Raw genomic sequence first — 26,370 nt, forward strand, 5'->3', positions numbered from 1 at the left:
CGTCCTAGTGGGGGCCGGTCCTGCCGGCGCGACGGTCGAGGATGACGGTGACGCCATCCGCGACTCCGAGTCCGGTGAAGGAGACAGCGAACGCGGCGGCCGCGACGGCGTGGACGGGACCGGCGTGCACCTGCTCTGCGACGAACGACACCCACATGAGGACCGCCGCCGTGAACCGCAGCGCTCGTAACCATTTCCTCCCGCGGGTGGCGGCGACGCTGTCCTGCTTCATCCGGTCGCGTCGCTCGGCGCCCGCCCAGCCGCGCAGGAACTGCGCGATGAGGAGCGCCGCGAGCACCGCCAGCCGTGTGACGCTCAGCGCGGGACTGTCTGGCAGCAGTAGAAGGACGCCTGCGGCGACAACGAACACGGGGCCGCTGAGCTCCACGGTCCAGTGGTCCAGCCGGGACCTGCGGCGACGGTTTTCGAAGATGACGGTCACGCCAGCACCTATGCGACGACTGGGTGATCGACGATTCGCCGCGGAGGCTGCGAAAGGGAGATGGAGGACATGAGGTCGATGTCGTTCCGCACCTGTTCGCCGGTGCTTGTCGTGAGTGCGGAGATCAGGCCGCCGACTTGTTCCTTGAGGCTCCGAACGCTTTCGTAGTACGCGCCGGCGCTGGCGCAGGCGAGAACGATCACGGAGTTCTCCAGGTCGCTCAGCGCTTCGTGCAGGGCGTTGGCTCGTTCCAGGGCGCTGCCGGGTCACGCAGCCCGTGGTCGCGCCGCCGCGCGCACCCACTCGGCGTTGAGTCCTCGGAGTGGTGTGCTGAGTCCGCGGACGTCGAGGTTGTCGGAGAACACCGCGTATTCGCGGGCGACGCGTGCTCGGTTGGCGGTGTTCCGAATGTCGTAGCCGAGGACCCGCCGCTCCGGGTAGAGCCGGTTGGCGACGACTGGTTCGTCGTCGTAGGTGAGGACCCACCTGGCGGGGGAGGTGTTGAGGGCGTCGGCGAGCCGCTGGTGCCCGCCGGCGTCCATGCCGTTCGCGTAAAGGCGGTTCCCTTCTCGGATGTATGGCGGGTCGACGAACGCGACGACCTCGTCGGACAGTCCGGAGTCGGCGAGCTCCTCGAGGTAGCTGATGCCGTCGCCGTGGTGCACGCGGAGGCGGGACCGCATCCCGTGCACGTGCCGGATGCGGTCCGCGAGCGCGGACGCGTTGAACCGGCCGTCGAGGGACCAGCCGCCGGCGCCGGACCGGCCACCCATGGGGCCGGAGGTTGGTGCGACGATGCCGGAGCGGGAGCAGCGGTTGACGATGAACGCGGCGAACCCGAGGCGGAACCGGTCCGCGTCGTCCGGGTTCACGAGGAGGGCCCGGCATTCGTCGTACAGGGTCAGGGTTGGCGTCGTCTGCTCGACGAGGGCTGCGAGCGCCGGCCCGTCGTCGACGACGGTGTGCCAGAACGCGGCGATGCCCGGGTTCGCGTCTACCAGCCATGCTTCATTGACGGCATCCCGGTCCAGCAACGTCAGCGCCGCGCCGGCACCGCCAGCGAACGGCTCCAACCACACCTCGACGGGCAGGTCCCCGGTCTGCTGCGCGAACAGGTCCGCTAGCCACGACGTCATCGCAGCCTTCCCGCCCGGATAGCGCAGCGGTGAGACGTAGCGGCGCGAGGACGTCATCGAACTGAATCCCAGGCGTTGGCGGTCGCGGGTAACGGCCGGTCGAGCAGTGCACGGTCTCGGTCGCGCAGGGCGACGCCGCAGCCCCCGCAGGAGTAGGCGGACGTGGGGGAGGTCACGGTGTCCCTATGCGCGGATGCCTGGCGCGACGATCCGCTGCGGCGTCGCTACGCTCCGAGCATGGCCGAACCGTCCCGGGTGCTGATGATCGCGTACAACCTGCCCAAGGGAGAGCATTACTGGCTGGAGACGATGCTCAATGAGCACGCCGCGGCGGGCGAGAGGTGGATTCGGGCGCAGCGGTCCGTCGTCCTCTTGCACACGGCGGCTTCGCCGGCGGAGCTTCTCGACTGGGTCAAGCGCGGTATGCGCGGGGACATGTTCATCGTCGACGTGACGAGCACTGACTGGGTGAATGATGGCGACGACGGGGTGCAGCAGTGGCTGCGGGACGTTCGAGCGCGGTGCGCTGCGGTCGCCGCCGAGCAGGCCGCAGCTGCGCATGCTGCGCGGGGCGCCGACCTCCTTGCGGAGCACGGTTCGGACTCGAAGGTGTACCTCGAGTGGCAGTCGCAGCGTGGCGCGGCAGTGGACACGTCATACGTCTGAGCTCGTCGCCGGTGTCTACGCCACTTCGCCCTCCCGAGGCCGGCGTTTCCGGGTCGTGGAGGCCGCTTCGTCGAACAGGGACTGCATGACCGTCCATTCGTACGGGGTCTGCCCGTCGAGGTGCCGGTCGGGATGCAGCGTGTCGCCCATGAGGATGGTGCCGCCTCCGAGGCGTCGGCGGCAGAGGTCGACGTTGTCGCGCATGATGTCCACGCCGAACAGGTCGGCGAGGGCGTCCGGTTCCTCCATGCCGTGGTGCAGCACCTTCACCCACTTCGCGGCGACGAGGAACTGCCCGTCACCGCAGGCTGGGTCGAGGACGGTTTGACCCGGCGCGAACACGTCGAGGTCCACGTACTGCAGCATCTCGACGACGAGTGCGGTGGGGGTGAACACTTCGCCGGTCGCTTTCACCCGGTCGACGGTGCGTTCCGCGCCGCTCATGTAGCTGTGCTCATCGAGCCGTTCGGCGACGCGGAGCCAAAGACTGTCGGACATGGGCCACCTCCTGTTCGGTGAGGTTGAAGTGTGCGTTCATCTCGTCGTCGGTGAGCGGCCGGGCCCGGGGAAGGTCTGGCAGGGAAGCGAACACGCGGTCGCTGGCGAAACCGGCCCACTTGGCGGTGCGGAGGATGTACCGCATCACCTCCGTGTTCAGGTTCGCTTCGAGGATGCGGCCCTCCGCATCGTCCGCCACCGGCACGTAGTACGCCATGTCGGAACCGCCGAGGACCCCGTCGTCGAAGAACGGCTTCGTGTACCCGGACCGGGTCCACATCACCTTCGGCTGGTTCGCCCAGTCCTGCCTGACGGAGGACCACCAGATGATGTTGTTCGTGTGGAACAGCGGATGTGGGTGCTCCGATGTCTGCTCGGTGACGACCGTCGGGTTTGCTCCACGTCGCTTCGAGTTGTGGCAGGTGACGTAATCCCACCGCACGTCGAGAAGCGGCCGCCCGGCGAACATCACCTTCTTGTGCACGCCCATCGCCAGCTGTCCCACATCGTTTGGCAGATACGTCACCGACCGGTCGAGCGAGATGTCGAACCGCTCCTCGGCGGTGACCACCGTCGTCGGCCCGGTGTTCTCCGCCTTCACAACCCAGTAGTCGGAGAACGTGGACGCCACCGATGGGAAGTGATGTTCCGTGCCGAAGCGCAGCATCTTCGTCTGATGCTCCTGCATGAGGGTCAGGACCACATTGCTCGGGCTGCTGAAACTCGCTGGCGACACCTGCACGAGGCTTCCACCGTCGCGGAGTAGCCGGTCGAACACTGCCACCGTGAAGTCAATCCACAACTTGTGCGGCGTGGTGTTCCGACGCGTCGAGTCCTGGAACGGTGGATTCGTCAGGACGACGTCGAACTTCACCGCCGGCTCCGGGGGAGCAGCACGGCATGCAGGAGAGGGTCGGTCACCCCACCTCTATGCGGATGCGCCTACCTCTGGTGGGAGTGAGGTCGTCCTTCTCCGGTGGCACATCGAGCGGCTGCCACAGGCGGCCGAGGCTCGCAGCACGCTGCTTCTCGCGGCGGCTGCGGATGGTGTCGAGAGCCAGTTCGTACACGGCTTCGTTCCGCTGCTTCTTGGACAGGCGGGGGTAGCCGTTCCCAGCGAGGTCATAGGACACCCATTCGATGCTGTGGGTAACGCGTGTGGCGTAGCGGAGGCCCCGAGGTTTGTGACCAACGCTTCGTTCCGTCTGCTCGACATGGCCGACGTGCTCCCCGTCGAGGAATACGTCGTAGCGCTTCAGAGACGTCCGCTTCACCGTCGGCTCGCCGATGTGCTGCTTCGGGCCGACCTGCACCGTGTGCTGCTCGTCATAGGTCTCGAAGTTCCAGCTGGACCACTTCGGCGCAGCGATGTCGGTCAACTTCGCGGGTGAGTTCTCGGCGGCGTTCACGGTACTGCTATGCGCGGATGATGCTGACGATGTGACGGGATCCTGCGTGAGGCGCCGCGTCACGGCCGGTAGTCGCGGCGACGTCGATGGGCGGCGTCTGCTTCCGCTTGCTTCTGCGCGGTGTCGAGGGGCGCGCCGGGACCTCCGCCGACCGCGGCGTTGGTGCCCTGCGCGACTGTGGCGAGAACTCGGGTCAACCAGTTGATGACTCGCACGCCGCCTCCCCTGACAGCGTTACCGTAGCGCTTCGCCCCGCTGACACCAACGGATTGGCTGACGCCGGGATCAGCGAGCGGAACGCCGGTCAGTAGTTAATGCCGGCGAACGTAGCGTACGAGGGCTTCTTGGTGTGGTTGGTGGTGTACAGGCCGAAGTCGCCGTCGGAACTGCCGTCCTGCCAGTCGTAGAGGAACACCGGCCCGATTTGCGGGTAGGTCGCGGCGACCTGGAACAGCTGCGTGATCGTCTGCTGCTGCTGAGCGACGCTGTACGACGGGTATCCGCCGTCGGTGCCGGTGGGCAGACCCGCCTCGGTGAGCCAGATCTTCTTCCCGCTGTCACCGTTGCTGGCCATGATACTGAGCAGGTCCGGGAGGACGGAGAGCATGTTGTAGCCGCCGTCGGAGACGGCCGGCATCGTCGGGTACGAGTACGGGTGCAGGTTCACCGCGTCGAAGTAGCCGTGCGCTCCGGCCTTGTACATCTGGTAGATGAAGTCGAACGGGTGGTAGTTGCCGTACTGCGCGCTGCGGGTGGGGGACTCCTTCCCGTACGGCGCCATACCCGCCATCAGCACCGACGCTTGCGGGTCTGCTGCGTGGATCATCGGGTAGACGGTTTTGAGGAGTGCGGTGTACGCCGCGGGGTTCGGTGTGCCGCTCCAGTTGGCGCCGAGGTTGACCTCGTTGCCGATCTCGAACGTGTGAACGCCGAGCGCGGCGAGCTGCTTGACCGTGATGGTCAGCCACCCGTTGGTTGCCTGGTAACCCGCGGATTCCGGAATCGGCGCGGTGCCGTCACCGAGGATGACGAGGACGTTCAGTCCAGCCGCGCGAGCTTCCTTGATGGTCTGGATGGTCGCGCCGCCGTGGCTGCTGACGTTCCCGGCGTAGTTGCAGTCCAGTCGCACCCACTGCGCGCCGGTGGAGCGCATGTCCTGGAACGCGGTGAGCGCCGCGGAGGCGCTCATCGAATTGATGGTGTTCTCGTAGAGGCCGCCGGGGGAGATGCCCTTCCCTCGGCTGACCGTGGGCGCCTTCGGAATTGAGCCGACGGGAACCCAAGCGGGGGTTCCGAGCATGGTGATGGGGGTCTGCGGTGCCGCGAACGTGGTTGCGTCCGCAGTGTTCGCGCCCGCCGCAGTGGAGGTGCTGCCGGCCGCAGCAGAGGATGTGAACGCCGCCGCCGGAGACTGGACGACGCTACGGGGACGGGTCGCCGCCGCGGCAGCCGGTGATGCTGTGCTGGGTGTCGCACCGCGTGAGGGGCCCGCGGACTGAGGGGCTGCCACTGATGCGGTGGACGACGACGGGACCGGAGCGGCCGCCGCCTGCGACGCGGTCGCGGCCGACGGACGGAACGTCGACGTGCTCGAGACGGCTGCGGCGGGAAGCGGCTGCGATGCGCTGACGCACCCAGTGAGAGTGACGCCGGCGATGACGGCAACGGTCGCGGCCGCCCACACCCGCTTCGTTCCCGACCGACGAGGCCAGTTCCCCGCCGCGGAGTGTGTGCGGAGGCCGCGTTGTCCGGGCGGTGTCGTCTCGGGAAGCTGCGTGTCGTTCGCCATGCCGGCTGCAGATGCGGCGGTTGATCCGCCGGCATCGCGCAGCGAGGAACCCGAAGGCCGGCTCGTGGTCTCAGTCGCGGATGAGCCGGTGGCACTCGCACGCCGGCCGGGAGCACTCGCTGTAGAGGTCGTGGCCCACGTCGTCGGCGTCGAGTTCGGAGCAGCGGCCTCCGGCGTGGTTGCAGCCGACGCGGCCACCGTCATGTGCCGACACGTCGCGGAGCGGCAGCGTCTCGGTCACGGTCTCGAACCGTCCGGTCGGGACGTAGTCGCGGACGAAGCCCTTGACGGAGAGCCAGCGGAGATGAGTGCGGCGGTCGTTCAGGACCTGAACGTCGTCGCCGAGGACATGGTTCACCACCGCGGTGATCGGACGTCGCTTGTGCTGCCACACGCTGCGGTGGGGAAGGTTCGACTGGTCGGCACTCATCGTGGTCACGGTGGGTCTATGCGCGGAACTCACCCGCTGTTTGCACTGCGTGGTCGTCAGCGCGAACGTCGAGGATGACGCCAGACCCGATGATCTTCCCGACCGGAGCTTCACCCATGCACCGGGCGGGAAGCGGCGAATCGACGGCTGGCGTCAGGTACGCCACAGGTACGTCAGCGGTGTCCCCCGGCGCGAGCGTGCGTCCGGCGAGGATGAGCCGGGCATCGTTCAGATCCCTGTCCCCATCGTCCATGGTGGGCGCGAACGACACCGCCGCCCAGTCGCCGACCATGGCGCCGCGGCGCCCACCCGCGTGAGCGTCAAGCAACGTGACGCGAACGAACGCGTCCGACAGGAAGGTCGCCCAATCGGTCCCCATCAGACACTGCCTCCGACCGGTTCGAGGAGCACGCCGTTGTAGGCAGTGAGACCAAACCCACTGCGGACGGTCGCCGTTCGCAGTGCGCTCCGGCTCCCGAACACCCCGTCCGGGAACGTGGACCGGACGTCAGCGTGAGCGACCAGGTCGACCATCACGAGGTCGCCGTCGCGGCGGTCCACCTCGAACTGCTGCGAGTACAGGGGGAGGACAGCGTTCGCGAGCGCTATATGTGTCTCCGTGCTGCCGTCGTCGAAGCGGACCGTCAACGCCGTCTCGGTCAAAGAGGCGAACCAGTCCACAACGCCTGAATTTCGCAGGAGTGTCGCCTTCATGAACGGTGTGCCGTCGTCCTCCACATCGTCGAAGCGCACCTGATTCGGATCCACCCCGACCATAGTGAAGTCGATTGTGCTGAGGGCGGCCAACATCGAGGAGCTCCACGTCATGCGGTTGAGAGGCATGCGAGCGCTAACGCCGTCCGCTGCGCCGTGACAGCGTGCGAATGAGGGCAACTATCCCGACGATGACGATTGCCGCAATGACAACCCACACGAGCGGCGACGACTTATGTGAGCCGCCGCTGTTGGCTCCGACGGCAAGGGCGGGTGCAGCAATCAGTGCTAGCGCCAGCAATGCGGACACGCAATCTCCTTTCTCCGGCAATCCCGCTCGGCGTCCGTCAGCCTAGAGACGGAGCGTGGCGGGCCCTGCGCAACCCGCCGTGGCATTACTCGGCCGCTTACGTCATGCCTGCAGGCGTGTGACGTGGTCCACGAGCTCGTGAATGGCTTCCGCGCGGGTGGTGAACGTCCGGCCGAGTCGCGTCGTGTGACCGCCGGCGTCGTAGAACCGCCACGCAGTCGGCCAGCCCTTGACACGCACGACGTTCCGCATCCCCGGGATCCGCACCTCACCGCGACGCTCCGACGACTGCACGGAACCGATGCGTTCCCCATCGAGGAAGACGTCGTACCGCTTCGCCGTCCTCTTCGAATGCGGCATCACCCCGACCGTCGCCCCAGGACCAAGCTCGAGGACATGTCCCGCTGACGCTGACGTCGAGTAGACGGACTCCGGAACGACGGTGCGCTTCTCACTGCTGCTCATGACGCATCTATGCGCGGAGGAGCTCGACGCGAGTAAGCGGTGGGGCACGAGTGGTTCTCGCGCACTAGCCTGACCGTGTGGAAGATGACGGCGTCGAGCGGTTTCGGTCTGAGTTCGAGACCGAAGCGGGACGGACGCGTCTCGGTCTATCGGTACCGCCATATACGGCGGCCGCGGCACTTCACGATGACCAGCGTCTCCGCGGGTACCTAAACTTCTGGGCTGCGAATCAGCGAGCGGCCGCGACAGACGAGAAGCGGGCATCGGAACGCCAACAGGAGCGCCAGCTGTGGGAGCAGCGGATGCGGGCCTTGAGATGGGGAACGCTCATCCTGGTCCTGGGCCTCGGTTTGTTCGTCGCAGCGTTCCTCGCGCTCATCAACCACACGACTTGTCACGCCCAGCACGACGTGTGCTCAGCGCAATCGGTGCCGAACATCGACATCGCCTGGTTCGGACTCCTCACGCTAACCGTGGCCGGCGCCGTCGCAGTCGTCACCGGTGTCAGGCTGGCAGCGCGCCATCCCGGGTTCCGTCTCTGACAGCCCCGGGTCCGCTCAGCCGCCCCGCCGTCAGTGCTGTGGTGGACGATGGTGCTGTGGCTGACAGTGGGTACCGGTGGTCTCCTCCGACGCATCCGGAGCGGGAGCTTCCCGAGCCGCTCAGCGTGCCCGAGGGGGAGCGTGGTGAGAGCGCGGCGTTGCCGGAGCCGGTGCCGGTGTGGGCGGTGGTGCCGTTTCGGGAGTTCGGGGAGTTGCGGCTGCCGGTGTTCGCCGTCCGCCGGTCCGACGTTGCGGTTCTGGTGCAGCTCGGGTTCCAAGGTGTGCTGCAGGAAGCGTGGGTGCGCCGCGACCAGGTGACCACCCGGCAGCTGAAAGCCCGCGGCCGGGACCGGTATGCGGACGTGCCAGCACACCTGCCGAAGAACGAAGGGCACCGCTCCCGCGGGTGACCGGGCTCGTACCGGCGCGAGCGGGTCAGCTGGGTTGTGCGCCGACGGGTTCGGTGGCCGACAGGGCGCGAAGGAAGCGCCGTCCCGGGAACAGCGCCGCGGGTACGTAGATGGTTTTCCCGTTGTGGAGCTTCAGGAACACGATCCCGACAGCCCGTTCCACGCGCAAGAGGTCGGCGAGGTTCAGCCGGTAGTCACGTCCGCCGCGCCGAACCGTGTAGACGCCGTCACGGATGCTGGCCGTCGCGGTCTCCCCGCGCGTGAACCGATGCGCTGCGGGTCGAGCGCGGGTCACCGGGATGTTTAAGGAGAGGAAGAAGTAGAGGAGGCTGCCGCCGCCGAGGACGCCGGCTATCCAAGGCGAGGGGTCGGTTGGGTTCCGGATGACGCCGAGGACCCACACCAGCAGGAGCGCCAGCTGCACGGCGTTCAGCACGTACCGTAGGAACCCGAACCGGGACCGTCGAGCCCCGAGCACCACTTTCGCTTCCGTGATGCGGTACTCAACGAGGGGGCCCACCCGGTACGAGGCGTGGAACGCAACAGCGTTCGGGTCGCGTTGCAGCGCCCGTAACGACTCCTCGTCGCCTGCTGTCTGCAGCTCGAGCCCCCCTGTTGTCGCCGCAGCGGACGGTTCAGACAGTAGCTGACCTACCGTCCGCTGCGGGCGCCGCGTCAGATGTCGAAGCCGTCGTACTCGAGGTCGCCGGTTTCGACGTCGACGGCGAAGCCGCCGCCGAGGCCGATCTCGAGGTCGCCGTCGAAGTCGATGCCGAGCTGGCCGGGCTGCTGCGGCTGACCGAACGGGTTGAGGAACGTCATTGCGGTGTCCTTTCGTTGACGACGGGTTCTATGCGGCGAGGGTGACGGAAGCGCGGGAGGCGTGGCGGAGCGTCCACTTCCAGCCGCGCTTGGTCTCCAGCTCACGCATGAGAGCGGTGTTGAGGGTGCCGGCGAGGGCGGCGACCCGCCAGGAGCGGACCTGGTCGCCGAGCGGGACACCGTTGACGACCTCGTCGGCGGGAACGGCGGCGTGGCCGTGCTCGGCGATGAAGGTGTCGAGCGCTGCGAGGGCTGCGTCGGTGGCCTGCGCGGCGACCTTCCACCACGTCCAGCCGGGCAGCGTCTCCAACGCTGCGACGACGTCGGGGTGCAAACTGGCTCGCCTGTCCTGCAGGTTCTTGACGGTGAGGCCGAGGCGGACACCGTCGGGGGTGACGTAGTCGCGGGGGACGCGGGTGTGGCCGTACTCGGCGGCGTACGCGGTGAGGAGCGCGATGTTCTCCCGCTGCCGGTCCGACATCGGCTTCCCCAGCGCTGCGCGAGTGGTGCGGCGGGTTGAGCTGGGACGGCGCTTCCTACTCGTGGCTGGGACCTTGCCGCGGATGGTCAGCCAGGACCAGCCGGGCACCTGCTCGAGGAGGACGATGCGCTCCGCATCCATGCTTCCGCTCGCGTACTCGGAGCGGCGCCGGTCCGTCCACCGCTGGACGTCAGCCGGGTAGTGGCATCCGGGGTGCTCGGTGGCGAACGTCAGCAGCAGGTTGTACTGCCGGTCGAACGTGTCGTTGCGGTTGTTCCACGTCCACCCGGGCAGCGTCTCGAGAAGCGCCGCGAAGCTCTCACGCAGCTGCCCGGCCCGGTACTGCGACCGCTGCTGGACCACCCACTTACCGAGGTGGTGGCCGCTCGGGGCGATGAACCTCATCGTTGGCAGGGACTTACCGGTCGCGGCGACGTGCGCGGAGAGTTCGTTGAAAGCGTCGAACCACCGCGCTTCGTGCGCGTTCACCCTCCACTGCCAGTGCGGGACCTGCTCGAGGACCGCGATGTGTCGGCTACTGAGCCGACCGATTCGATACATGCTTCGCTGCGACCCAACCCAATCGCCCAGGGGAACGCCGGTCGCGGTGGTCATCGCCCGCGGCACGCACGTGTGACCGTGCTGGTGTGCGAACAGCCGCAGCGCGCGAACCCGCTCCTCGAACGGGTCCTCACCGTTCAAGGTGATGGTGCCGTCGGCTGTGACGGTCCGGTTCTTCTTCGACGCCTTCCACACCCAGCCGGGGCGGGCAGCGACCGCGTCCATCAGCGGCGTGCGACGACCCTCGTTGCGGCCTTTCCGGATGCCCTTCACGAACTGTCCCAGCGGGTGCCCGTCGTCGCACTTGTAGTGCTGGGGGACGGAGGCGTGTCCGTGCTCGGCAACGAACGCGTCGAGGTGCCGGAGGTTGTTCGCGTTCCGACGCGTCGAGGCCTCCGAGCGTCCCCGGATGTTCCTCCACTCCCAACCGGGAACGAGGTTCAGGGCAGCGACGACGGCCGGGTTCAGCCCGTCGGTGCGGTGGCGGGCGCGCGCGTTCTTCACCCAGATGCCGAGCCGCAGCCCGGAGCCGTTGGTGTACTCGGTGGGGATCTGGGTGTGGCCGTGCTCCGCTGCGTAGTCGAGGACTGCGGCGAGTGCGAGCGTCTGGTGCTCGGTGAGGTTCGAAGTCATGACAGGTCTATGCGCGGAGAAATCGGCAGCCGGGAACCCGGCCGCTCACCCGCCGAACGAGGTGACTTCGTCCTCCCCGAACATGGTCACGTCGAGGACGTACTCCCGTTCCCCGCGGCCGTCGAACCGTGCGAGGACGAGTTCCCGCGGCACGGTCACCGTCCACACGACACCCGTGGATCCGCCGACGTCGTTGAACCGGCCCGCGAACCACCGCGCACGGTCGAGATCGTCCGTCCACGACATGCCGACAGCGTGCTGCTGCGTCGCGCCGCGGTACAGCGTGAGCAGCTCCGGCAGGTCCGTGAGCGGGCGTACCTGCGCGTCCCGGAGGTACTCGCCGTTGTCGATGACCCGCTCGAACAGGTACAGCCAGAGCTGCACCGAAAGAGCTCGCGCCGGCCACTCCGCTGTCGTCCACGCCTGCTCGATACCAGCGGCGACCTCCGTCACCTCCGTCAGCGTCTCGTCCTGCAACGCGGCAACAGCCAGCGCCTCCGGGTACTCGTTCCGACTCAACCGACCGGCGGTCTCAGCCCATGTGGCAGCCATCGCATCCTCCCGTTTCCGCGTGAACCAGCAGTGTCGGTATGCGCGGACCTGCCGGATCGTACGATCTAGCAGCGGAGCGCAGCGCAGCGCACGATTCGGTGTTCCTCCGCGCATAGAGGAGACATGGACATCACCCAGCGCACCCCGGTGGACATCGACACGGCGCTTGCCGCCATGTACAAGGAGGCGTTCGGCCTTTCGAGGAAGCAGGAAGCTCAGCGCAAGGAGCTGACGTACTTCACCGAGCGGGTGCGGAAGGGCGACAGCTACTACCAGCGCACCGTCGCCAGCCTGCAGGAGACGATCGAGCAGGGCGAGGCGCGTCTGGAGGAACTTCGTGCTGAGGCGAAGCCGCTCGACGACGAGTACCAGCGACGGCCGTGGACGCGGGCGTTCCTCGCGGTGACCAGCAGCGACGGCCACGTTCACAAGACGATGAGCTGCTCCACGTGCTTCCCGACGACGCAGTTCGAGTGGCTGCCGCAGTACTCCGGTCACGACGAGGCGGAGGTCGTCGACGACGCCGGCGTCAGAGCGTGCACCGTGTGCTTCCCGTCGGCTCCGACCGAGACCCTCACCCGCGAAACCCGCATCCTCTCCGAGGACGAGCGGCAGAAGCAGGAACGCCGCCTCGAGCGTGAACGAGCGGCGGCGGACCGCGCGGCGAAGAAGGCCGCGAAGACCGTCATCCACCCCGACGGGAAGCCCGTCTACGACCAGTACAACGCCGAAGCGACGAACATCACCACCGTCACCTCCGGCGCCGTCGCCCTCACCATCGACGTTCTCCGCAGCGAGCTCGAGGACCGCGACGCGGAGCGGGCGAAGAACGCCTACCCGTGGGGAGCCCAGTTCGACACGGACACCCGCGCGGTCCGCCGACGCATGGACATCGACTCCTACGCCCCGCACCTGCAGCAGAACCTCGAAGCGCTCGCCGCGTACCACGGCGTCACCATCGAGGAGCAGACGGCGGTCATCCGGGAGAAGGCGCTGACGAAGTACCTCAAGGAGTACAGCGTCGCCTACGAACCGCGGCACGAAGCGCTCTCCGCGGAGCTAAAGGCGCTGAAATCCGCCGCCCGCGCCCGGAAGAACGCCTCCGACGGGAAGTAGCGCCACGGCGGCGGCTGCGGATTCGTGGCCGCCGCCGTGCCCTGATGTCGCCGGATCTTGTGGGGAGTCGGCCCGTCCGGTACGCCTTGAGCTGTGGACTTCGACGAGCGGCTCCAACGCGCGCAACAGCACGTTGCAGCGCAAGCCGCTGCGGCGGCAGCGGCGGAGAAGGAAGCACGAGAGCGAGCACAGCGGGAAGCCGACGAGGACCGCGCCCGCCGAGCAGAGCAACGGGAAGCAGCGGAACAGGTCGCCGCAGAGCTCGCCGCACGGAACCTCTGGCACCCAGCCGCGTACCGGTTCACGGTGCACTGGGGGCAGCGTTCCAACCTGCTCGGTCTTTACCCCAGTTACGACACTGCGGTTCCTGCAGGGATGGGAGCGCGAAGCATCGGCCGGTACGAACACCAGCTGCCGTTCTGGTCGGACCTCGGGGACGACGTCGAGCTGCGAGAAGTCATCCTTGTCGACACGGGACGGTTCATCGACCGTCGCGTCTCCCGCGACCCCATCGCGGTCCGGACCTTCATCAACTGGCCGGCCGAGCAGCCACTCGTCGTCCTCGGGGATGCTCCAACCTCCGTGGCCCAGGAGTTTCGGGACTACATCGCCGACGTCGTTGAGCAGAACGCCGCGGACCACCCGGAGTCACGTTTCGACGTCGACCGTGAGCAGGCCGATGTTGAGACGGTCGAGTGGCTGAAGGCGGTGCCGAACCTGCCCGACCTCCTCGCTCGGTTCCTGGTTCGCACCGTTGACGAGTCGTCCGCGCATAGATGACGACATGAGCAGCAGCAGCGTTGTCAGCCGGACGTCGCGGATCACCGGCACTCGTCTCAGCGTCGGTCATGCCGAGGACTTGGGCCTCGACCCCGATGACGGTTTGGAATGGGTGACGCTCTGCGACGCGCACGACACGCTGGTGTACTCCGAGAACAAGACGCAGGCGCTGCGGGTCAACGGTCCTGACTTCTGCGACGACTGCCGGACCTCCGCCCGCCGCCGCAAGGCAACCATCATCAGCCGCACCTCGAAGGAGACCGGCCTGCCGGTAACCGTCGCCAGCGTCGCCTCCCTCGGCGTCGAACCGACTGGTGGGAAGCGGTGGCTGGTGTCCTGCGACGAGCACGACACGTATGCGTACACGCGGACGAAGCAGCGGGCGCTGACCACGTCGACCGTCGAGTTCTGTCAGCAGTGCCGGGACCTCGCCTCGCAGTCGCCGCAGTGACCGGCAACCGTCCGCGCATAGGAGCACCATGACCGACGACTTCGACTCCGCCAACGCTTCTCTCCTCGAGCGGCTCGCTCGCCCCGCCGCAGAACAGCTCACCGACCGCGGCTACCAGCCCATCGATGAGGTGAACGGCATCACCGTTGGCGCACGTGTGCACAACAGCGGTGAGCAGTTCTGGAGCGCGCACGCGGAGGGTACGGCGACGGTCACCGGCATCTTCGAGAAGGTGGGGTCGTCGTGGTCGCAGACCTACCGGGCCCGGGACATCGAAGTGGTGGTTCAGCACGATGAGGGCGGCGAACGGCAGTGGGCGAACTACCGCACGCTGCTGATCCCCGGCACCGACTGAACCCGCCGGCCCGCCCAGACGCCCGTCACACCACCATCGCATGCAAGGAGCTTTTGCCGTGACCACCATCGATCGCATCAGCAGCTACTCCGACCGGCAGACGGGGGAGTGGGACAACTACGTCACCGCTGACCGCACCCTGTACATCGGGTACCGTGCCGCCGACCGGTCGGAGCAGATGCACCTCGACCATGTTGTGCGGCTCACCGTCGTCGGCCCGCGCACGCCCTACGACCTCGAAGCGTTCGACCCAGACTTCGAATGGGAGCCGAACAGCGACGAGGTGTCCGCGCCCGGCCACACCGCCCGACTGTCAGCGTCCGGAGACCAGGTGTGGCTCGACGGGATCCTCTACGACCTGGGCCGCACGGTCCGCGACGCCGATCTGGCCGCCCTGAACTTCCCCGAAACGGTCACCGCTGCCCCACTGAACCAACCGTGGCAGCCAGCCGTGCCCACCGACAACAGCGCCGTCGCCGCAGGCACCGTCAGCAGCGCCGACGCGGCCGCCACCATCACCGAGGTCGCGAAGGTCCTCGCCGCGCACGACAAGGTCACGTTCCCACTGCCGGAGGACACTCTCGCCCTCTACCAGGACCTCGCCGCCGACTACCTCACTAACGTCCGAGCAGGCGCGTGATGCCGTCATTCAGCTGGGAAAGCATCGCTCGACGCATCGCCATCAACCTCGCGTACCACGAGTGCGGAGAGCACCAGAACCCGGTGGACGGCTGTGGCGCCTGCAACGACACCCGGGCGATGAACGTGTACCGGGAAGCGATCGTCACCGACGCCCAGAAGAAGCTCACCCGCGAGCAGTGGCGGGACGTCGCCGTCACGGTCGCGGCCCGCATCCGCAACCAGGCGAACACCTGCGACGAGCACGGCGGCGGCAAGCGGTTGTACGCCGACTGCCCGTTCTGCGACGACACGAAGGTGTGGCGCATGTTCGAGAAGAAGGCGCTCGTCGAAGGAGTGCCGTTGCCGCATCAGGACTTCTACGACCTGCTCGACAGCACGCCGGCCGTCAACGTGTTCGACGTCCCTGTTCCCGAGGAGCCCACCGACCGATGAGCACCACCACCGATACCGCCATCCCGTACGTCGTCATCGCCCGCGGCAAGTGGGGCGAGGACAAGCGCCACTTCCTCGCCACCGACGGCGACGACGCCCGGAACCAGTACATCGAAACCACCGCCACATTCACCAACGACGTCGTCACCATCCGCCCCGCGGCCATCGACGACGCCCCTTGGACCATCGCCCGCTGCTCACCGACCGACGACCCGACATGGTGGCGGATGGACGAGCCGTGCGACTACGACAAGGGCGAGCAGCGCACCTGCCACCACCCGGTGCATGCGTTCGGCGAGCCGGGCCCGCTTCGCCATCTCATCGACGCTGAAAGCGCCGAACTCGCAGCAAAGCTCGGCTGGTGGAGCTGATGAGTCGGCGTCGGTACACGCCGCTTCGGGTTCTCCTCCGCCGCGACGGGAAGCCGCCGTTGCTTCCCGCCCGGTGGTACGCGGTCGGCGCGTGGGTGCGATCGGGCGGCTCATGGTGGCTCTCGAACCGGTACGAGGACACCGGCCGGCCGTTCTGGCAGTACGTCCCGGATGAACCGAGGCCGACGCGCTGACCGCGCTAACCGACGAGAACACGTGACAGCCCCGTCCGAGCGGCAACATCGGCGTTACGCTCCCGAACGGCACACAGCTGGTCATCACACCTCACCGACACCGCAACGGCGTCCACATCCGCGCGCAGCGTGAGGGCGGCACGGACAGCGACCACGAGCTCATCGTGCAGAACGACCGCCACGGCCCCGGCATGCATCTCTGGTACGCCGACGTCTACGCCGACCAGACCTGAACAGAACAACCCGCGGAGGTGACACGGTGGCAAGCAGTAAAGACGACGTCCGCCTATCCCGAGCGATGTCGCGCGCGCTTCGGCACGCGCCGGAGGAGTACGGCCTCGAGCTGGCCGCCGACGGGTCGGTGCCGCTCCGTGACCTGGTTCGGGGTCTCCGCGCTGCCGGCCGTCCGGATGTCACCGACGCTGACGTTCGTCGCGTTGTGGCGGAGTCCGACAAACAGCGGTACGCGCTCGACGGGAACCGGATCCGGGCGCAGTACGGCCACTCAGTGCCTGAACGCATCCGCAAGCGGGAGGTGCTGCCCGACGGGCCACTGTGGCATGCAACTGCGCCGAAGCTGTGGCCGACGATTCGAGACGTCGGGCTGCTGCCGATGGGACGGCAGTACGTGCACCTGATCAACGACCCGGAACTGGCGTTGCAAGCGGGGCGGCGTAAAGCGTCGTGGCCGCTGCTGCTGCGCATTGACACCCGCCGCGCCGTCGTTGACGGAGTGAAGTTCTACGAAGGCCACGACCAGGTCACGCTAGCCGACCACGTGCCCGGGACGTTCCTCGCTGTCGTCGATCCAACCGAGCGGTGAGGTTCGCCGGCGCGGGAGAATCCTGCTGTGACCTCTGACGACGCTGACACTGTTCCTGACGCACCGAGCGACCCCGTCCGCTTCCCGCTGTGGCGGGAACTCGGCAGCGCCGACCGGCATAACCCGAAGACGCTACGGCGGCAGGACATCCCGGTCACCCTCGGCGTGTACGGCTGGTTCCGGGACGGCGTGCCGGTGTACGCAGGTCGAGCGAAGGGACGAGACGGACTCCGCGGACGCCTCTCCGTGCACCTGAGCACGGGCCCGGACCTGTCCCGATCCACGTTTCGGTCCTGGGTTGCGGTATCGGTTCTCGACGTTCCACGCCCCGTCACGAGGCAGCGGCCGACAGTAATGACCGAGGAGCAGGTGGCGCAGGTCAACGCGTGGATCACCAGCTGCTACGTGGGATGGGTGGAGAAGCCGACCGTTGCGGCGACGATTGCATTCGAAGAGGCCCTTCTCCGGGAATGGAAGCCGCGCCTGAACCACGACTAAGCAGGTTCTTAGACGACATGAGCGACACTCGGGGCAGTGACTAGTCGCATCGTTGGTTCCACCCACCCTCCCGCCGGGTCGCCGGAGTGGGAATCGATGCTGTCCCAGCACCGGTGCCCGCTCCGGGATGTTGACGTCGCGGCGGTCCCTCCGAAGCCAGGCGTGTTCGCCGTGTTCCGGCAGGACGAGCCGGTGTTCGTCGGTATCGCCGCCGGCGCAGGCGGCCTCCGAGCCGCCACGAACCTGAACCTCCGCACCCACGGGAACCTCCGCGCCTCACATCTTCGACGTCTCGTCGCAGCGCACGAACTGGGACACCCCGTAGACGGCAGAGACATACAGCGGCCCGTGATCGGCGGCGGTGAACTCGACCGGGTGAACCATTACTTGGATAGCTGCGACATCGCATGGATTCCGTGCAACACCGCGCAGCAGACGCGAGCGCTCGGCGCTCACCTCCTCGACGCCTGGCGACCCGTCCTCAACCTCGACGCCAAGTAGCCGACGGCTCGGCATACTGGTGGTCGTGTCCGCCATCGACCCGTCAGAACTCGCTCAGGTGCTTGCCGCGGAGCCGGTGCTGGCTGACGCGCACCTCGAGCTGACCGTCGTTCCCGGCGCGGAGCGTGCGACTCGAATCGCCGAGGCAGTCGCACCGTTCATCAAGACGGCCTCGCTGCGGCAGCTGGACCGGCGGGGCATTCTTGACCGGCTGTTCAACCAGCCGGTGTTCCCGGAGCTGGCGTTTCCGACGCTGTCGCTGCGGGAAGCACAAGCGGTCCTCGCCGTCATCGAACGGCACCTGACGGCGTTGGACTCCGCCGCCCGGTAGCACCGCGTCCGCTACGACAGGGGACGCACGGTCGGCAGCTGGAAGAGCACGCCGGTGGTGATGCCGGACTGCGGGGAGATGTCGGCGAATCGGTACGTGGAGCCGTACACCGCCCCTCCTTGCGGGATGCCGAGCGTGCGCACCGTCTCGGTGGTGCCGGCGGGAATCCGGTAATAGGTCAGGAGCGCGTCACACCAGTCGAGTTCCACCCACACGGATGCGGTGCTGTCATTCGCGACAGGAACGTCCGCTTCGTACTGTGTGCCGGCGCTCAATGTGGACGGGTCGACGACGGTGCGGACCTGCGCGGACTCGGTGAAGCCGGCGTTCGTGATTGCCCTCGTCCAGGTCTGCCCGGCGTAGGAGACATTGTTCGTCAGCGTCGCGTTGGAGCTCAGCAGGGTTGTCGGCGTTCCGGTGCTGGCGCCCGCCGGAGCGTCGATGGCAGTCGATGGCCAGTAGCAGGACGCCGGATAGGTGGACGGTGCGCTGCTCGGCCATGGGGAGGGGATCCGGTTTTGCCCGGTCGCTGCGCTGTTCTCCCAGAACCACGCTCCGGTGGCGGAGCGGACGAACTCGGTGAATGTTGCACCGCAGCCGACGAACGCAGTCGCGGTTGTGGCGTCACTGAGCTGAGCGATGAGCTGCCCGGCGGACTGTGCCATCGTCGGTGTTGCGCCGTACACGGTCGTACCATCAGTTTGCGACTGACCGCCGCCGCGGAAGTACTGCACTCCCTCATCGTTGAAGTTCACCCGCGCGGCCGTGACTAGCCCGTCAAGGTCCTTCTTCGCGTTGAGGTCCTTCCCGTTGCTGATGACACCGGCGACGGCGAATGTCCCGCCAACCAGCAGCACGAGCGATACCGCGATGGCGGCGATGACAAGGATGGGGTCCGTTGCCGCGCGGTCGCGGCGGAAGAAGCGTCGTACAGCCCGCGCTGATGCGGCGGAGCCGGGTCAGCCCAGTGCTGGTCCAGTGCTGGTGGACTGGTTCGATGTGCCGTTCCACACCCAGCCGGGGCTGCTCCCATCGGCGAAGGTGCGGTCCGCGGACCCGTCGGTGAGGGTGAGGTTCGTCCAGTAGACGACGTCGGCGGGGTCGCTGGACCCGTCGTAGAGGCGGATAAACGACTGTGTGGCGTCGCTGGGGATGGTGAAGGTGATGGACACCCGGTGGGCGCCGGAAGTGTTTGGTGCTTCCGGGGCGTCCTTCTCGTAGCCGCCGGTGCCGCTGGCAAAGACGGCGATGCTGCGCGCGCGGCCGGCCTGCAACGACGTGGACTGCTGCGCCTGCGGCAAGTACACGGTGCCGGAGACGGTGTACGTGTGGCCGGCTTGCATGCCGAGCCGCATCGCGTTCGCGGCCTGGTCCCCGAACGTCATCGCAGTGTCGCTCGAGCCGTTCCCAGCCGGAACCACACGGAACGCGGTCCCGGAGGTCAGCGGCACCGGCGCGGAGTACACGTGGCTGTTGAAGCTCAGCCCCAGGGTGGCGGTGGAACCGTCCGGAGCGGTCGCAGCGACCGGGTCCTGCACCAGGTTCGTCACCGACGACGCGGTCAATGCGGTGCTGGTCTTCGGCCACCAGCAGCCATCCGGGTACCCGGCTGGCGCGGTCGTCGGCCACGGCGTCGAGACGAGGGTCGGCTTCTGGTTCACCGAGTCGATGTAGAACGTGCGACCGGTGGTCGAGGTGGCGAACGCCGCGTAGGACGCACCGTCGCTCACCACGGTTGGCGCTGGCGTGTTGCCGCTGAATGTCACGTTCGTGTCGCCGGCGGTGAGTTGCGACACGTCAGCGGTGTACAGGCCGGACCCGATCTGCAGGTCCGTTTCCGCGACGGCGAGGTTCGCGAGGTCCTTCCGCGCGTTCAGATCCCTTCCGTTGCCGATGAGTCCGGCTACCGCGAACGACCCACCGACGAGCAGCACCAGCGACACAGCGATCGCGGCGATGACGAGGACGGGATCCGTTGCGGCACGGTCCTGCCGGATGAGGCGGCGCATGATCGGAACCGATGCGGCGGACGACTACTGCGGCTGGGTCGGGCCGGAGCTCACAGAGTTCCCCGACGCGCCCGACCACGCCCATCCGGCTGTGTCGCCGTTCCCGAACACGAACGGGGTGGCACCTTCGACGAGCATCGCCTTTGTCACGTCAATGGTGACCCCCGCGGCGAGAACACTTGTCGCCGGAGGGAGCAGCCGGAACTGCGGCCAGAGGCTGCTGGCGACGGCGGACTGGGTCGTATACGTCCACGTCAGTTGTGTCCACACTCCGGCCTTGATGGGGTGGCGGTAAACGCCCCCTGGGACACGGACGTGTTCCCGGCGGAGTCGTACTGATACATGGTCGGGGTGAAGCCGGGGATGTCCACGGAGGGGCGCACCCACTCCGACCAGGTGTACTTCGTGTTCGGCTTCCACGTCATCCCGGTCGCGCCGCGGGGGCTGGATACAAACGCGGTGCCGGTGTTCGGGGAAGCGGTGGTGAACGTGTTCCGCTGGTATGGCTGGTCGATGGAGGAATCGGTCACGTACGTGCTGGTGCCTGCCCCGCCTGCCCACTCCGTTTCGAACGGGTGCGTGGACGTCGGCACCGAGATTGCAAGCCGGTTCGTCACGGTGGACGTTGCTGCATCCGTTGCGCTGCTCGGCCAGGTCAACGATGCTGGCCATCCTGCGGGGGCGGACGACGGCCACGGCGCGCCGACCACGGTTGGGTTGTGGTTCGTGGAGGAGACGTAGAACTCCTGCCCGGACGCGGATGTCGTGAACGCTGCGAATGCGGAACCGGACGCGCGAAGCCCTGGGGTGCGGCCGGCTGTGAACTGCGTGCTGAGGCTTGACCCGTTCCCGGTTAGGTCGCCGATGCTGGACGTGTACCCGCCGTCGTCGGCCTGCCACGCTTCCTCGGCGCTGACGACTGCTGCGAGGTCCTTCTTGGCGTTCAGGTTCTTCCCGTTGCTGATGAGACCAGCGACGGCGAACGAACCACCAACGAGCAGTACCAAGGACACGGCGATGGCGGCGATGACCAGGATCGGATCCGTCGCTGCACGGTCCATGTGGAAGAGACGGCGCACGTGATGGGGCTATGCGGCGAGCGTCACCGTGGCAGTCCCTCTTCGATGATGCGGCCGTACACCGGGTCCGCCGCCCACAGGTTCCCCGCCGCGTCGATCGCCATCCCGCCGACAGTGTTCCATGCGTCACCGAACTGGTCGCTCGCGTCCGTGTCGTTCAGCGTGGTCACCGCTTTGGTTTTGATGTTGATCATGCGCAGCGATCCGTAACCGGAGGAGTCACTGACGATGACAGCGTCCGCCGCTGGATCCGAGACGATGTTCGTCGGGGTTGCGAACTCGGCGGATGTGCCGGAGCCGTCGAGGTCCGCGTTTGTGCCGTTGCCGGCGACAATAGTTGGCGGTCCGCCGGTGCTTTCCCAGATGGTGTTTCCGGTGCTGTCGACGATCCACATGTCGCCGTTCTCATCGAAGGTAACGTCGGTCGGATCCTGAGCAGCGAACGTGGTGCCCGATGCTGAGCCAACCGGGATGGCTCCGACCGGATTTCCGATGACGGTTGCAGTGAAGCCGTCGGGGGTGACCTCCCGTACCGCCGGGTGAGTGGAGTCAGCGAAGTAGAAGTTCCCGTCGGGCCCGATCGTCGAGCCGTAGATGGGGCCGGCGGCCATAGCGGTGCCGACACCGTCGACGTAGCCGTCCTTCTGCGCCCCAGTGATAGTGCTCGTTGCTCCGCCATTTGGCGCAATCTTCCGAATGTGCCGGTTGTTGAGCTCAGTGACGTACACGTTTCCAGCACCGTCGGCCTGAATGTCGTACGGCACGTAGAACGACGCCTGCAACGCCGTGGAGCTGTCGGTGCTGCCAGTGACGGAGGTGCCAACTCCGGCGTAGGTGGTGACCGCCCCTGCTTGGGTCATCTTCCGTACCTGGTAGTTGCCCTGGTCGGCGATGTAGATGCTGCCGTCCGGGCCGACAGCGACTGATTCCGGCTCGCTGAATTGCGCCGCTGCTCCGGTCCCGTTCACATCCCCCTGCACGTTGTATGCGCCGGCGACGGTCCGCCATCTTCCGGCGCCAAGCGGCTGAATCTGTGCGGAGGAGACCACGTCGGTGATGGCGTTCGACGGGAAGCACGACGGGATGGTCAGTGTCGGCGCCGGCGCCGGTGCGACAGCTGAGGTGGCGCTGGTGCGGATGAGGATAGGGCCGCCTGGAACCACGGCGGCGGCGACCCATCCGCAGGCGCCTGCGTTGACGACCGTGTGGAACAGCGGATGCAGCGTCACCGTGCCGTGCTCGAGCGTGGTGTCGCCGAGGTCGCTGTACGAGATGAACGTCCCGTAGGCGGTGTTCCACGATGCTTCGGCGAGCGCGACGGTGTTCAGGTCGTTCGTGGCCGCGGTGATGTTCGCGCTGTTCTTCAACGACGCCGCGGCGACCGTGCCGCCCAGCAGAAGGATGAGCGACACCGCGATCGTAGCGATCACCAGGATTGGGTCCGTGGCGCCACGGTCAGTGCGGAAGAAGCGTCGCATGCCTGTTGCTATGCGGCGGTCAGCTCGTCAGCCTCCGAACGACGGGCCGGTGGAGGGGGAGTTGTTCGCGGCTTCCGTCCACGACCAGCCGCTGTATGTGCCGTCGTGGAACGGGCGGTCTTGAGAGCCGGCGATGACCGACAAGTCCGACCACACAACCGGGTCCGAGGTTCCGTTCGAGCCGTCGTAGAACCGCAGGAACGCGTTGGTCGCCGCGGTTGGGATGGTGAACGTCAACGACACCCGGTGTGGTCCCGCGGTGTTCGCAGCAGCGGGGGAGTTCGCCTCGAAGGAGCCGGACGACGCGAACGCAGAGATGCCGCGCACCCGGCTAGCTAGCGGGGTACCGGTCTGCGGCTGCGGCAGCCACAGGATGCCGGACGCGGTGTACGTGTGACCGGCTTGCAAACCCAGTCGGAACACGCCAGCGGATGAGTCGCCGAACCCCAGGTACGAATCGCTCGAGGTGCCATTCGGGGTGACCTGGAAACCGGTGAGCGCCCCCAGCGGCACGGATACAGCTGTGACAGCAGCATGCCCGCCGAGGCCGTAGTTCACCGTCGTTCCGTCCGGCGCTATCCGAGCGGCAGGGTCAGGGACGAGGTTCGTAACGGTGGACTGTGTCAACGCCGCAGCTGACGACGGCCAGAAGCAGTCCGACGGGTACTGCGCTGGCGGCGTCGCAGGCCAGGAGGGTGGCATCTGCGTCACCGCCGGCGCTGTGGAGGAAGCGTAGAACACGTTTCCCGTCGTCGATTTCACGAACGCGCCCCAGCACAGCCCGTCGGACACCACCAACGGCGCGTTGGCGCCGGAGACGGCGACACCGGCAGTAGTCAGGTTCGCGAGGTCGTCCTGGTAGTAGCCGGTGTTCGTGCGAGCCGCAGCCTGCGACGCGATCAGCGCCTGCAATGCGTAACGGGCGGTGGTGTCCGCGACGTTCGACTTGGACCGGCCGAGGGCGAAACTCCCGCTGACCAAGAGCACCAACGACACAGCGATCGCCGCGATGACCAGGATCGGATCCGTGGCACCGCGGTCCGTTCGGAACAGACGCCGCATGCACTCCCCTATGCGGCGCACTCTGCCGTAGCGTTCCGCGCATAGGAACAGTGACCTACACGTCGAGTTTCCCAGAACAGGACCCTGCATGCTGTACGCCTCGAAGCTCCAGAACAACGACCCGAAGCCGCACCGCTGCGTGACGTGCTCGGACCGATTCGCCAGGCCGAAGGCCCGGGAGAACAGCATGCACGACACCAATCCGGTCCCGCGGGACAAGTTCGCTGTCGCCACCGCTCACCCCGTCAACCAGATCCTCGTCAACTTCCGCCGCACCGCCGGCGCGGAGCGGGAGGGGCTGCAGTTCCTGCTCACCATGGAGCTCGCCGCCATCCGCCGCGGCGACCGTGACTACTTCGGGTCCGACGCACGCGAACACGCGGAGAAGGTCCTCACCCGCTACCTCGCCGCGGTCGCCGCCGCCGAGGACCGCGCGTCGGCGGCCCCGGCCGAGTGATCCGCACCTGGTTGGCGCGGCGCATGCGGGAGACCGCCTGGGACTACTCCATCGCCGTGTCCCTCTGCGGCCCCATCGCCGCCAGCGACGCGAAACGGGAGATGGTGCGCGCGAAGGACCGGTACAACGCGTGGGTGCGGCTCTGGTCTCGGCGCTGACGACCTGGTCGCCCGGCGCTCAACCGCCGAGCCCAGCAATGATGGCGGTGAGCACCGCTGCCACGCCGAGGATCCCGGCGAACCGGAACGGCCACGACCGGCCCGGAGGTCCGTACACCTGCTCCGCCCGCTTCCGACCGAATTGATTGGCGCCCAGCCGGAGGAACTCCCGATGGAACTCCTCCGGCCAGATGCTCAGCGCAGCTGCGACCAGACCAACGAGGGTGAGCGCGGTGAGGTCCTGCCACGACACGGGGGTGCGTCCCGTTCAGCCGAGGATGCCGCGCTTGAGCGTGTCCGCTTCCTCCTGCGTTAGCGCACCGGACGCGACCAACGCCTGCAGCCGTTCCAGCTGGGTGAGCACATCGGCTGCGGGAGGGACTGGAGTCGCGGGTTTGACCGCCGGCGGCCGCCGCCTTTCGGCAGCCCGGTCCGCGGCTTCGTTTGCGTGCCGGTTGATCTGCTCCGCGATAGCCCGCGGGTTCGAAAGTTGGTCCGGGTGCACCATCACTCGGTAGGACCAGCCGCGGCCCCCGACCTGGAACTCCCCTTGACGGGAGTCGGCCTTTTCCTTCTTCTGTAACGCGAGGCCGGGGATGAGAGCACTACCTGGTAACGGTGCCAGGAGGGCCATCCGTGTCAACGTCGGCCGAGTGGTCACCAGCTCTTGACCGTCCAAGTACACCTGCGCACTTGTGTACTGATCAATGAGTTGCACTTCGCTGGCGGTGAGGATCCGGTCGCTGTACACGGTGACCTTCTTCTCACCGAACGCAACCTTGAGCAGGCCGCCCTTTCGCCCCACCTGTGAGAACCCATTCTCGGCGGAAACGACGCCAAGAAATTTCGAGTCAACGCGAAGGCGACGCTCCGCTGTCATTCGCTGAATTCGAGCAGTCAACGCCTTTCGCGCAGCACGACCCCCATCGACCCTCGCAACTTCTGCCGCTGAGCGGAGCAACCGCTCCTCGTCCACGATCTCACCCTTAGCGGCATGCGCCGCCGCCGCGTCAAGCAGGTCATGCAACCGCGAATACACCAGCACCTCCGGCGGTACCTCCGCAGTCTTCCGGAACTCAGTAAGCGTGCCATCGGCGAACGCAGCGACTACCGCCGCCGAGGCGGCCGCCTCAGCAGTCTTCTGCGCCTTCGCATCGTCACGTCCCGCACGGCGGTCCGCCGCCGCCGCGTTCCACTCCGCGGTCATCTCCTCGCGCTCGCTACTGAACTGTCTGCGCTGCGCTTCGGCCCGTTCCGCGGTCCTCTCTTTGGCTCGCTCCAACGCTTCAACCTTGCCACGCAGCGTGACTGCCGCCTCGTTCGCCAACGGCCCAGACGGTTCCACCGCTGGGTCCACCCCGCTCGCGGCCAGCAGCTCCTCGTACAGTGCGCGACCGCTTTGCTGCGCCTTCCCGAGAAAGCGAACCGCAGTGATGCCAGCGGAGGTTTGAACGGTCACTGCTCCGTTCTTGAGCAGGGTCGCCGGACGGAACCTGACGGCGCTGATCTCGGCCACGGGGATGATCCGTTCCTTCGTACCGAGGGCACCTCGAGCAACAGCCGAGGTGGCGGTCACCACTAGCGCCGTCCCGTCGAACGCCGCCTTCATCCCGTAGCCCGACAACTCGCTCACCGCGAATCCCTCCGCACCATGCGTTCGAACGTGAGCGTAGGACACCTCAGTGGCAGCGTGAAGCCGGAGCGCGAGCCACCAGGCAGTCAAACAACGCCGCCCGTCAACCGCTGCGATGCGGCTGCGCCACGCGGCGCCCT

Annotated in this window: 39 protein-coding genes; 16 read left to right on the forward strand and 23 right to left on the reverse strand. The window is 67.3% G+C overall.

Annotation, left to right across the window (positions count from 1 at the left end):
• Positions 1-4: 4 nt before the first annotated feature.
• The 3 genes from DEI94_RS17310 to DEI94_RS17320 all read right to left on the reverse strand — a co-directional run bounded on the left by DEI94_RS17310 (position 5) and on the right by DEI94_RS17320 (position 1,635).
• On the reverse strand, positions 5-442 hold the full coding sequence (locus DEI94_RS17310) for a hypothetical protein (RefSeq protein WP_111026702.1): 438 nt from the start codon (positions 440-442) through the stop codon (positions 5-7).
• An 8-nt stretch (positions 443-450) separates the two neighbouring features.
• Positions 451-645, reverse strand: a complete 195-nt coding sequence (locus DEI94_RS17315) for a hypothetical protein (RefSeq protein ID WP_111026701.1) — start codon at positions 643-645, stop codon at positions 451-453.
• 63 nt (positions 646-708) lie between these two features.
• A complete protein-coding gene (locus DEI94_RS17320; protein WP_111026700.1) occupies positions 709-1,635 on the reverse strand; it encodes a DNA adenine methylase in 927 nt (308 codons plus the stop codon).
• A 180-nt stretch (positions 1,636-1,815) separates the two neighbouring features.
• Here DEI94_RS17320 and DEI94_RS17325 point away from each other — a divergent pair, with 180 nt between their 5' ends.
• Entirely contained in the window at positions 1,816-2,244 is a 429-nt protein-coding gene (locus tag DEI94_RS17325; protein WP_146249479.1) for a hypothetical protein, read from the forward strand.
• Between the two features lie 15 nt (positions 2,245-2,259).
• Here DEI94_RS17325 and DEI94_RS17330 read toward each other — a convergent pair whose 3' ends face one another.
• The 9 genes from DEI94_RS17330 to DEI94_RS17370 form a co-directional block, all read right to left on the reverse strand.
• Positions 2,260-2,742: an N-6 DNA methylase gene (locus DEI94_RS17330; protein WP_111026698.1), complete on the reverse strand. Its 483-nt coding sequence runs from the start codon at positions 2,740-2,742 to the stop codon at positions 2,260-2,262.
• Positions 2,699-3,616 (reverse strand): hypothetical protein, encoded by a 918-nt coding sequence (locus DEI94_RS17335; RefSeq protein ID WP_111026697.1) that lies wholly within the window; start codon positions 3,614-3,616, stop codon positions 2,699-2,701. Before DEI94_RS17335 ends, DEI94_RS17330 begins: the two co-directional genes overlap by 44 nt.
• A 43-nt stretch (positions 3,617-3,659) precedes the next feature.
• Positions 3,660-4,151 (reverse strand): hypothetical protein, encoded by a 492-nt coding sequence (locus DEI94_RS17340; protein WP_111026696.1) that lies wholly within the window; start codon positions 4,149-4,151, stop codon positions 3,660-3,662.
• 59 nt (positions 4,152-4,210) lie between these two features.
• Positions 4,211-4,366, reverse strand: coding sequence for a hypothetical protein (locus tag DEI94_RS17345; protein WP_181441796.1), 156 nt, complete (start codon positions 4,364-4,366; stop codon positions 4,211-4,213).
• Between the two features lie 89 nt (positions 4,367-4,455).
• Positions 4,456-5,340: a hypothetical protein gene (locus DEI94_RS17350; protein WP_111026695.1), complete on the reverse strand. Its 885-nt coding sequence runs from the start codon at positions 5,338-5,340 to the stop codon at positions 4,456-4,458.
• 670 nt (positions 5,341-6,010) lie between these two features.
• Positions 6,011-6,379 (reverse strand): hypothetical protein, encoded by a 369-nt coding sequence (locus DEI94_RS17355; RefSeq protein WP_146249478.1) that lies wholly within the window; start codon positions 6,377-6,379, stop codon positions 6,011-6,013.
• A gap of 7 nt (positions 6,380-6,386) precedes the next feature.
• Entirely contained in the window at positions 6,387-6,749 is a 363-nt protein-coding gene (locus tag DEI94_RS17360) for a hypothetical protein (RefSeq protein WP_111026692.1), read from the reverse strand.
• Positions 6,749-7,138, reverse strand: coding sequence for a hypothetical protein (locus DEI94_RS17365; RefSeq protein WP_146249477.1), 390 nt, complete (start codon positions 7,136-7,138; stop codon positions 6,749-6,751). Before DEI94_RS17365 ends, DEI94_RS17360 begins: the two co-directional genes overlap by 1 nt.
• Before the next feature lie 358 nt (positions 7,139-7,496).
• The gene (locus DEI94_RS17370; RefSeq protein ID WP_146249476.1) at positions 7,497-7,859 is read right to left on the reverse strand and encodes a hypothetical protein; all 363 of its coding nucleotides are present in this window, start codon (positions 7,857-7,859) and stop codon (positions 7,497-7,499) included.
• Positions 7,860-7,936: 77 nt separating this feature from the next.
• Here DEI94_RS17370 and DEI94_RS17375 point away from each other — a divergent pair, with 77 nt between their 5' ends.
• Both DEI94_RS17375 and DEI94_RS17380 read left to right on the forward strand, forming a co-directional pair.
• Positions 7,937-8,401 (forward strand): hypothetical protein, encoded by a 465-nt coding sequence (locus DEI94_RS17375; protein ID WP_111026689.1) that lies wholly within the window; start codon positions 7,937-7,939, stop codon positions 8,399-8,401.
• Positions 8,402-8,526: 125 nt separating this feature from the next.
• On the forward strand, positions 8,527-8,811 hold the full coding sequence (locus DEI94_RS17380; protein WP_146249475.1) for a hypothetical protein: 285 nt from the start codon (positions 8,527-8,529) through the stop codon (positions 8,809-8,811).
• A 25-nt stretch (positions 8,812-8,836) separates the two neighbouring features.
• On the opposite strand, the gene DEI94_RS17385 is transcribed toward DEI94_RS17380, so the two are convergent.
• The 4 genes from DEI94_RS17385 to DEI94_RS17400 form a co-directional block, all read right to left on the reverse strand.
• Complete coding sequence (locus DEI94_RS17385) at positions 8,837-9,331, reverse strand: hypothetical protein (protein ID WP_284183774.1); 495 nt, start codon at positions 9,329-9,331, stop codon at positions 8,837-8,839.
• 155 nt (positions 9,332-9,486) lie between these two features.
• A complete protein-coding gene (locus DEI94_RS17390) occupies positions 9,487-9,633 on the reverse strand; it encodes a hypothetical protein (protein WP_181441794.1) in 147 nt (48 codons plus the stop codon).
• A gap of 28 nt (positions 9,634-9,661) precedes the next feature.
• Positions 9,662-11,308, reverse strand: a complete 1,647-nt coding sequence (locus DEI94_RS17395; RefSeq protein WP_111026686.1) for a helicase associated domain-containing protein — start codon at positions 11,306-11,308, stop codon at positions 9,662-9,664.
• Positions 11,309-11,353: 45 nt separating this feature from the next.
• Positions 11,354-11,860 carry a hypothetical protein gene (locus DEI94_RS17400; RefSeq protein WP_111026685.1) on the reverse strand — a complete coding sequence of 169 codons (507 nt, stop codon included), beginning with the start codon at positions 11,858-11,860 and terminating at the stop codon, positions 11,354-11,356.
• 123 nt (positions 11,861-11,983) lie between these two features.
• Between DEI94_RS17400 and DEI94_RS17405 the strand changes: the two genes are divergently transcribed.
• The 11 genes from DEI94_RS17405 (at position 11,984) to DEI94_RS17455 (ending at position 18,354) form a co-directional block, all read left to right on the forward strand.
• On the forward strand, positions 11,984-12,976 hold the full coding sequence (locus tag DEI94_RS17405) for a hypothetical protein (protein ID WP_111026684.1): 993 nt from the start codon (positions 11,984-11,986) through the stop codon (positions 12,974-12,976).
• A 93-nt stretch (positions 12,977-13,069) separates the two neighbouring features.
• Complete coding sequence (locus tag DEI94_RS17410; RefSeq protein ID WP_146249473.1) at positions 13,070-13,756, forward strand: hypothetical protein; 687 nt, start codon at positions 13,070-13,072, stop codon at positions 13,754-13,756.
• 4 nt (positions 13,757-13,760) lie between these two features.
• On the forward strand, positions 13,761-14,207 hold the full coding sequence (locus DEI94_RS17415) for a hypothetical protein (protein WP_146249472.1): 447 nt from the start codon (positions 13,761-13,763) through the stop codon (positions 14,205-14,207).
• A gap of 28 nt (positions 14,208-14,235) precedes the next feature.
• Positions 14,236-14,562, forward strand: coding sequence for a hypothetical protein (locus DEI94_RS17420; protein WP_111026681.1), 327 nt, complete (start codon positions 14,236-14,238; stop codon positions 14,560-14,562).
• A 58-nt stretch (positions 14,563-14,620) separates the two neighbouring features.
• Entirely contained in the window at positions 14,621-15,202 is a 582-nt protein-coding gene (locus DEI94_RS17425) for a hypothetical protein (protein ID WP_111026680.1), read from the forward strand.
• Complete coding sequence (locus DEI94_RS17430) at positions 15,202-15,636, forward strand: hypothetical protein (protein ID WP_111026679.1); 435 nt, start codon at positions 15,202-15,204, stop codon at positions 15,634-15,636. Before DEI94_RS17425 ends, DEI94_RS17430 begins: the two co-directional genes overlap by 1 nt.
• Positions 15,633-16,007: a hypothetical protein gene (locus DEI94_RS17435; protein ID WP_111026678.1), complete on the forward strand. Its 375-nt coding sequence runs from the start codon at positions 15,633-15,635 to the stop codon at positions 16,005-16,007. Before DEI94_RS17430 ends, DEI94_RS17435 begins: the two co-directional genes overlap by 4 nt.
• A 453-nt stretch (positions 16,008-16,460) precedes the next feature.
• The gene (locus DEI94_RS17440; RefSeq protein WP_146249471.1) at positions 16,461-17,024 is read left to right on the forward strand and encodes an RNA 2'-phosphotransferase; all 564 of its coding nucleotides are present in this window, start codon (positions 16,461-16,463) and stop codon (positions 17,022-17,024) included.
• Between the two features lie 354 nt (positions 17,025-17,378).
• A complete protein-coding gene (locus DEI94_RS19840; protein WP_181441793.1) occupies positions 17,379-17,522 on the forward strand; it encodes a hypothetical protein in 144 nt (47 codons plus the stop codon).
• Between the two features lie 162 nt (positions 17,523-17,684).
• Positions 17,685-18,023 carry a hypothetical protein gene (locus tag DEI94_RS17450; protein ID WP_146249469.1) on the forward strand — a complete coding sequence of 113 codons (339 nt, stop codon included), beginning with the start codon at positions 17,685-17,687 and terminating at the stop codon, positions 18,021-18,023.
• Positions 18,024-18,048: 25 nt separating this feature from the next.
• Complete coding sequence (locus DEI94_RS17455) at positions 18,049-18,354, forward strand: hypothetical protein (RefSeq protein WP_146249468.1); 306 nt, start codon at positions 18,049-18,051, stop codon at positions 18,352-18,354.
• A gap of 11 nt (positions 18,355-18,365) precedes the next feature.
• On the opposite strand, the gene DEI94_RS17460 is transcribed toward DEI94_RS17455, so the two are convergent.
• From DEI94_RS17460 to DEI94_RS17480, 5 genes are all read right to left on the reverse strand, one after another.
• Positions 18,366-19,211 carry a hypothetical protein gene (locus tag DEI94_RS17460; protein WP_111026672.1) on the reverse strand — a complete coding sequence of 282 codons (846 nt, stop codon included), beginning with the start codon at positions 19,209-19,211 and terminating at the stop codon, positions 18,366-18,368.
• Positions 19,212-19,313: 102 nt separating this feature from the next.
• The gene (locus tag DEI94_RS17465) at positions 19,314-20,363 is read right to left on the reverse strand and encodes a hypothetical protein (RefSeq protein ID WP_111026671.1); all 1,050 of its coding nucleotides are present in this window, start codon (positions 20,361-20,363) and stop codon (positions 19,314-19,316) included.
• Between the two features lie 254 nt (positions 20,364-20,617).
• A complete protein-coding gene (locus DEI94_RS17470) occupies positions 20,618-21,442 on the reverse strand; it encodes a hypothetical protein (RefSeq protein WP_284183775.1) in 825 nt (274 codons plus the stop codon).
• A gap of 23 nt (positions 21,443-21,465) precedes the next feature.
• Positions 21,466-22,920: an NHL repeat-containing protein gene (locus DEI94_RS17475; RefSeq protein ID WP_111026667.1), complete on the reverse strand. Its 1,455-nt coding sequence runs from the start codon at positions 22,918-22,920 to the stop codon at positions 21,466-21,468.
• Positions 22,921-22,947: 27 nt separating this feature from the next.
• A complete protein-coding gene (locus tag DEI94_RS17480) occupies positions 22,948-24,171 on the reverse strand; it encodes a hypothetical protein (RefSeq protein WP_284183776.1) in 1,224 nt (407 codons plus the stop codon).
• Here DEI94_RS17480 and DEI94_RS17485 point away from each other — a divergent pair.
• Positions 24,170-24,439 (forward strand): hypothetical protein, encoded by a 270-nt coding sequence (locus tag DEI94_RS17485; protein ID WP_284183777.1) that lies wholly within the window; start codon positions 24,170-24,172, stop codon positions 24,437-24,439. The two genes, DEI94_RS17480 and DEI94_RS17485, sit on opposite strands and share 2 nt — an antisense overlap.
• A 23-nt stretch (positions 24,440-24,462) precedes the next feature.
• Positions 24,463-24,597 (forward strand): hypothetical protein, encoded by a 135-nt coding sequence (locus tag DEI94_RS17490; protein WP_258378004.1) that lies wholly within the window; start codon positions 24,463-24,465, stop codon positions 24,595-24,597.
• Between the two features lie 19 nt (positions 24,598-24,616).
• Here the strand turns inward: DEI94_RS17490 and DEI94_RS17495 are convergent, their stop codons facing one another.
• Entirely contained in the window at positions 24,617-24,850 is a 234-nt protein-coding gene (locus DEI94_RS17495; protein WP_111026664.1) for a hypothetical protein, read from the reverse strand.
• 15 nt (positions 24,851-24,865) lie between these two features.
• Complete coding sequence (locus DEI94_RS17500; RefSeq protein WP_111026663.1) at positions 24,866-26,230, reverse strand: DUF4429 domain-containing protein; 1,365 nt, start codon at positions 26,228-26,230, stop codon at positions 24,866-24,868.
• Positions 26,231-26,370: the final 140 nt, after the last annotated feature.

The sequence above is a fragment of the Curtobacterium sp. MCBD17_040 genome (assembly GCF_003234805.2).
GTDB lineage: Bacteria > Actinomycetota > Actinomycetes > Actinomycetales > Microbacteriaceae > Curtobacterium.

What these genes read in the sequence shown, in the direction of transcription:
- DEI94_RS17320 (WP_111026700.1), bottom strand. Translation starts at nt 1,635, where the DNA reads ATGACGTCCTCGCGCCGCTACGTCTCACCGCTGCGCTATCCGGGCGGG.
- DEI94_RS17325 (WP_146249479.1), top strand. Translation starts at nt 1,816, where the DNA reads ATGGCCGAACCGTCCCGGGTGCTGATGATCGCGTACAACCTGCCCAAG.
- DEI94_RS17330 (WP_111026698.1), bottom strand. Translation starts at nt 2,742, where the DNA reads ATGTCCGACAGTCTTTGGCTCCGCGTCGCCGAACGGCTCGATGAGCAC.
- DEI94_RS17350 (WP_111026695.1), bottom strand. Translation starts at nt 5,340, where the DNA reads ATGAGCGCCTCCGCGGCGCTCACCGCGTTCCAGGACATGCGCTCCACC.
- DEI94_RS17360 (WP_111026692.1), bottom strand. Translation starts at nt 6,749, where the DNA reads ATGGGGACCGATTGGGCGACCTTCCTGTCGGACGCGTTCGTTCGCGTC.
- DEI94_RS17370 (WP_146249476.1), bottom strand. Translation starts at nt 7,859, where the DNA reads ATGAGCAGCAGTGAGAAGCGCACCGTCGTTCCGGAGTCCGTCTACTCG.
- DEI94_RS17390 (WP_181441794.1), bottom strand. Translation starts at nt 9,633, where the DNA reads ATGACGTTCCTCAACCCGTTCGGTCAGCCGCAGCAGCCCGGCCAGCTC.
- DEI94_RS17395 (WP_111026686.1), bottom strand. Translation starts at nt 11,308, where the DNA reads ATGACTTCGAACCTCACCGAGCACCAGACGCTCGCACTCGCCGCAGTC.
- DEI94_RS17400 (WP_111026685.1), bottom strand. Translation starts at nt 11,860, where the DNA reads ATGGCTGCCACATGGGCTGAGACCGCCGGTCGGTTGAGTCGGAACGAG.
- DEI94_RS17405 (WP_111026684.1), top strand. Translation starts at nt 11,984, where the DNA reads ATGGACATCACCCAGCGCACCCCGGTGGACATCGACACGGCGCTTGCC.
- DEI94_RS17415 (WP_146249472.1), top strand. Translation starts at nt 13,761, where the DNA reads ATGAGCAGCAGCAGCGTTGTCAGCCGGACGTCGCGGATCACCGGCACT.
- DEI94_RS17420 (WP_111026681.1), top strand. Translation starts at nt 14,236, where the DNA reads ATGACCGACGACTTCGACTCCGCCAACGCTTCTCTCCTCGAGCGGCTC.
- DEI94_RS17430 (WP_111026679.1), top strand. Translation starts at nt 15,202, where the DNA reads ATGCCGTCATTCAGCTGGGAAAGCATCGCTCGACGCATCGCCATCAAC.
- DEI94_RS17435 (WP_111026678.1), top strand. Translation starts at nt 15,633, where the DNA reads ATGAGCACCACCACCGATACCGCCATCCCGTACGTCGTCATCGCCCGC.
- DEI94_RS19840 (WP_181441793.1), top strand. Translation starts at nt 17,379, where the DNA reads ATGACCGAGGAGCAGGTGGCGCAGGTCAACGCGTGGATCACCAGCTGC.
- DEI94_RS17465 (WP_111026671.1), bottom strand. Translation starts at nt 20,363, where the DNA reads ATGCGCCGCCTCATCCGGCAGGACCGTGCCGCAACGGATCCCGTCCTC.
- DEI94_RS17475 (WP_111026667.1), bottom strand. Translation starts at nt 22,920, where the DNA reads ATGCGACGCTTCTTCCGCACTGACCGTGGCGCCACGGACCCAATCCTG.
- DEI94_RS17485 (WP_284183777.1), top strand. Translation starts at nt 24,170, where the DNA reads ATGCACGACACCAATCCGGTCCCGCGGGACAAGTTCGCTGTCGCCACC.
- DEI94_RS17480 (WP_284183776.1), bottom strand. Translation starts at nt 24,171, where the DNA reads ATGCTGTTCTCCCGGGCCTTCGGCCTGGCGAATCGGTCCGAGCACGTC.
- DEI94_RS17490 (WP_258378004.1), top strand. Translation starts at nt 24,463, where the DNA reads ATGCGGGAGACCGCCTGGGACTACTCCATCGCCGTGTCCCTCTGCGGC.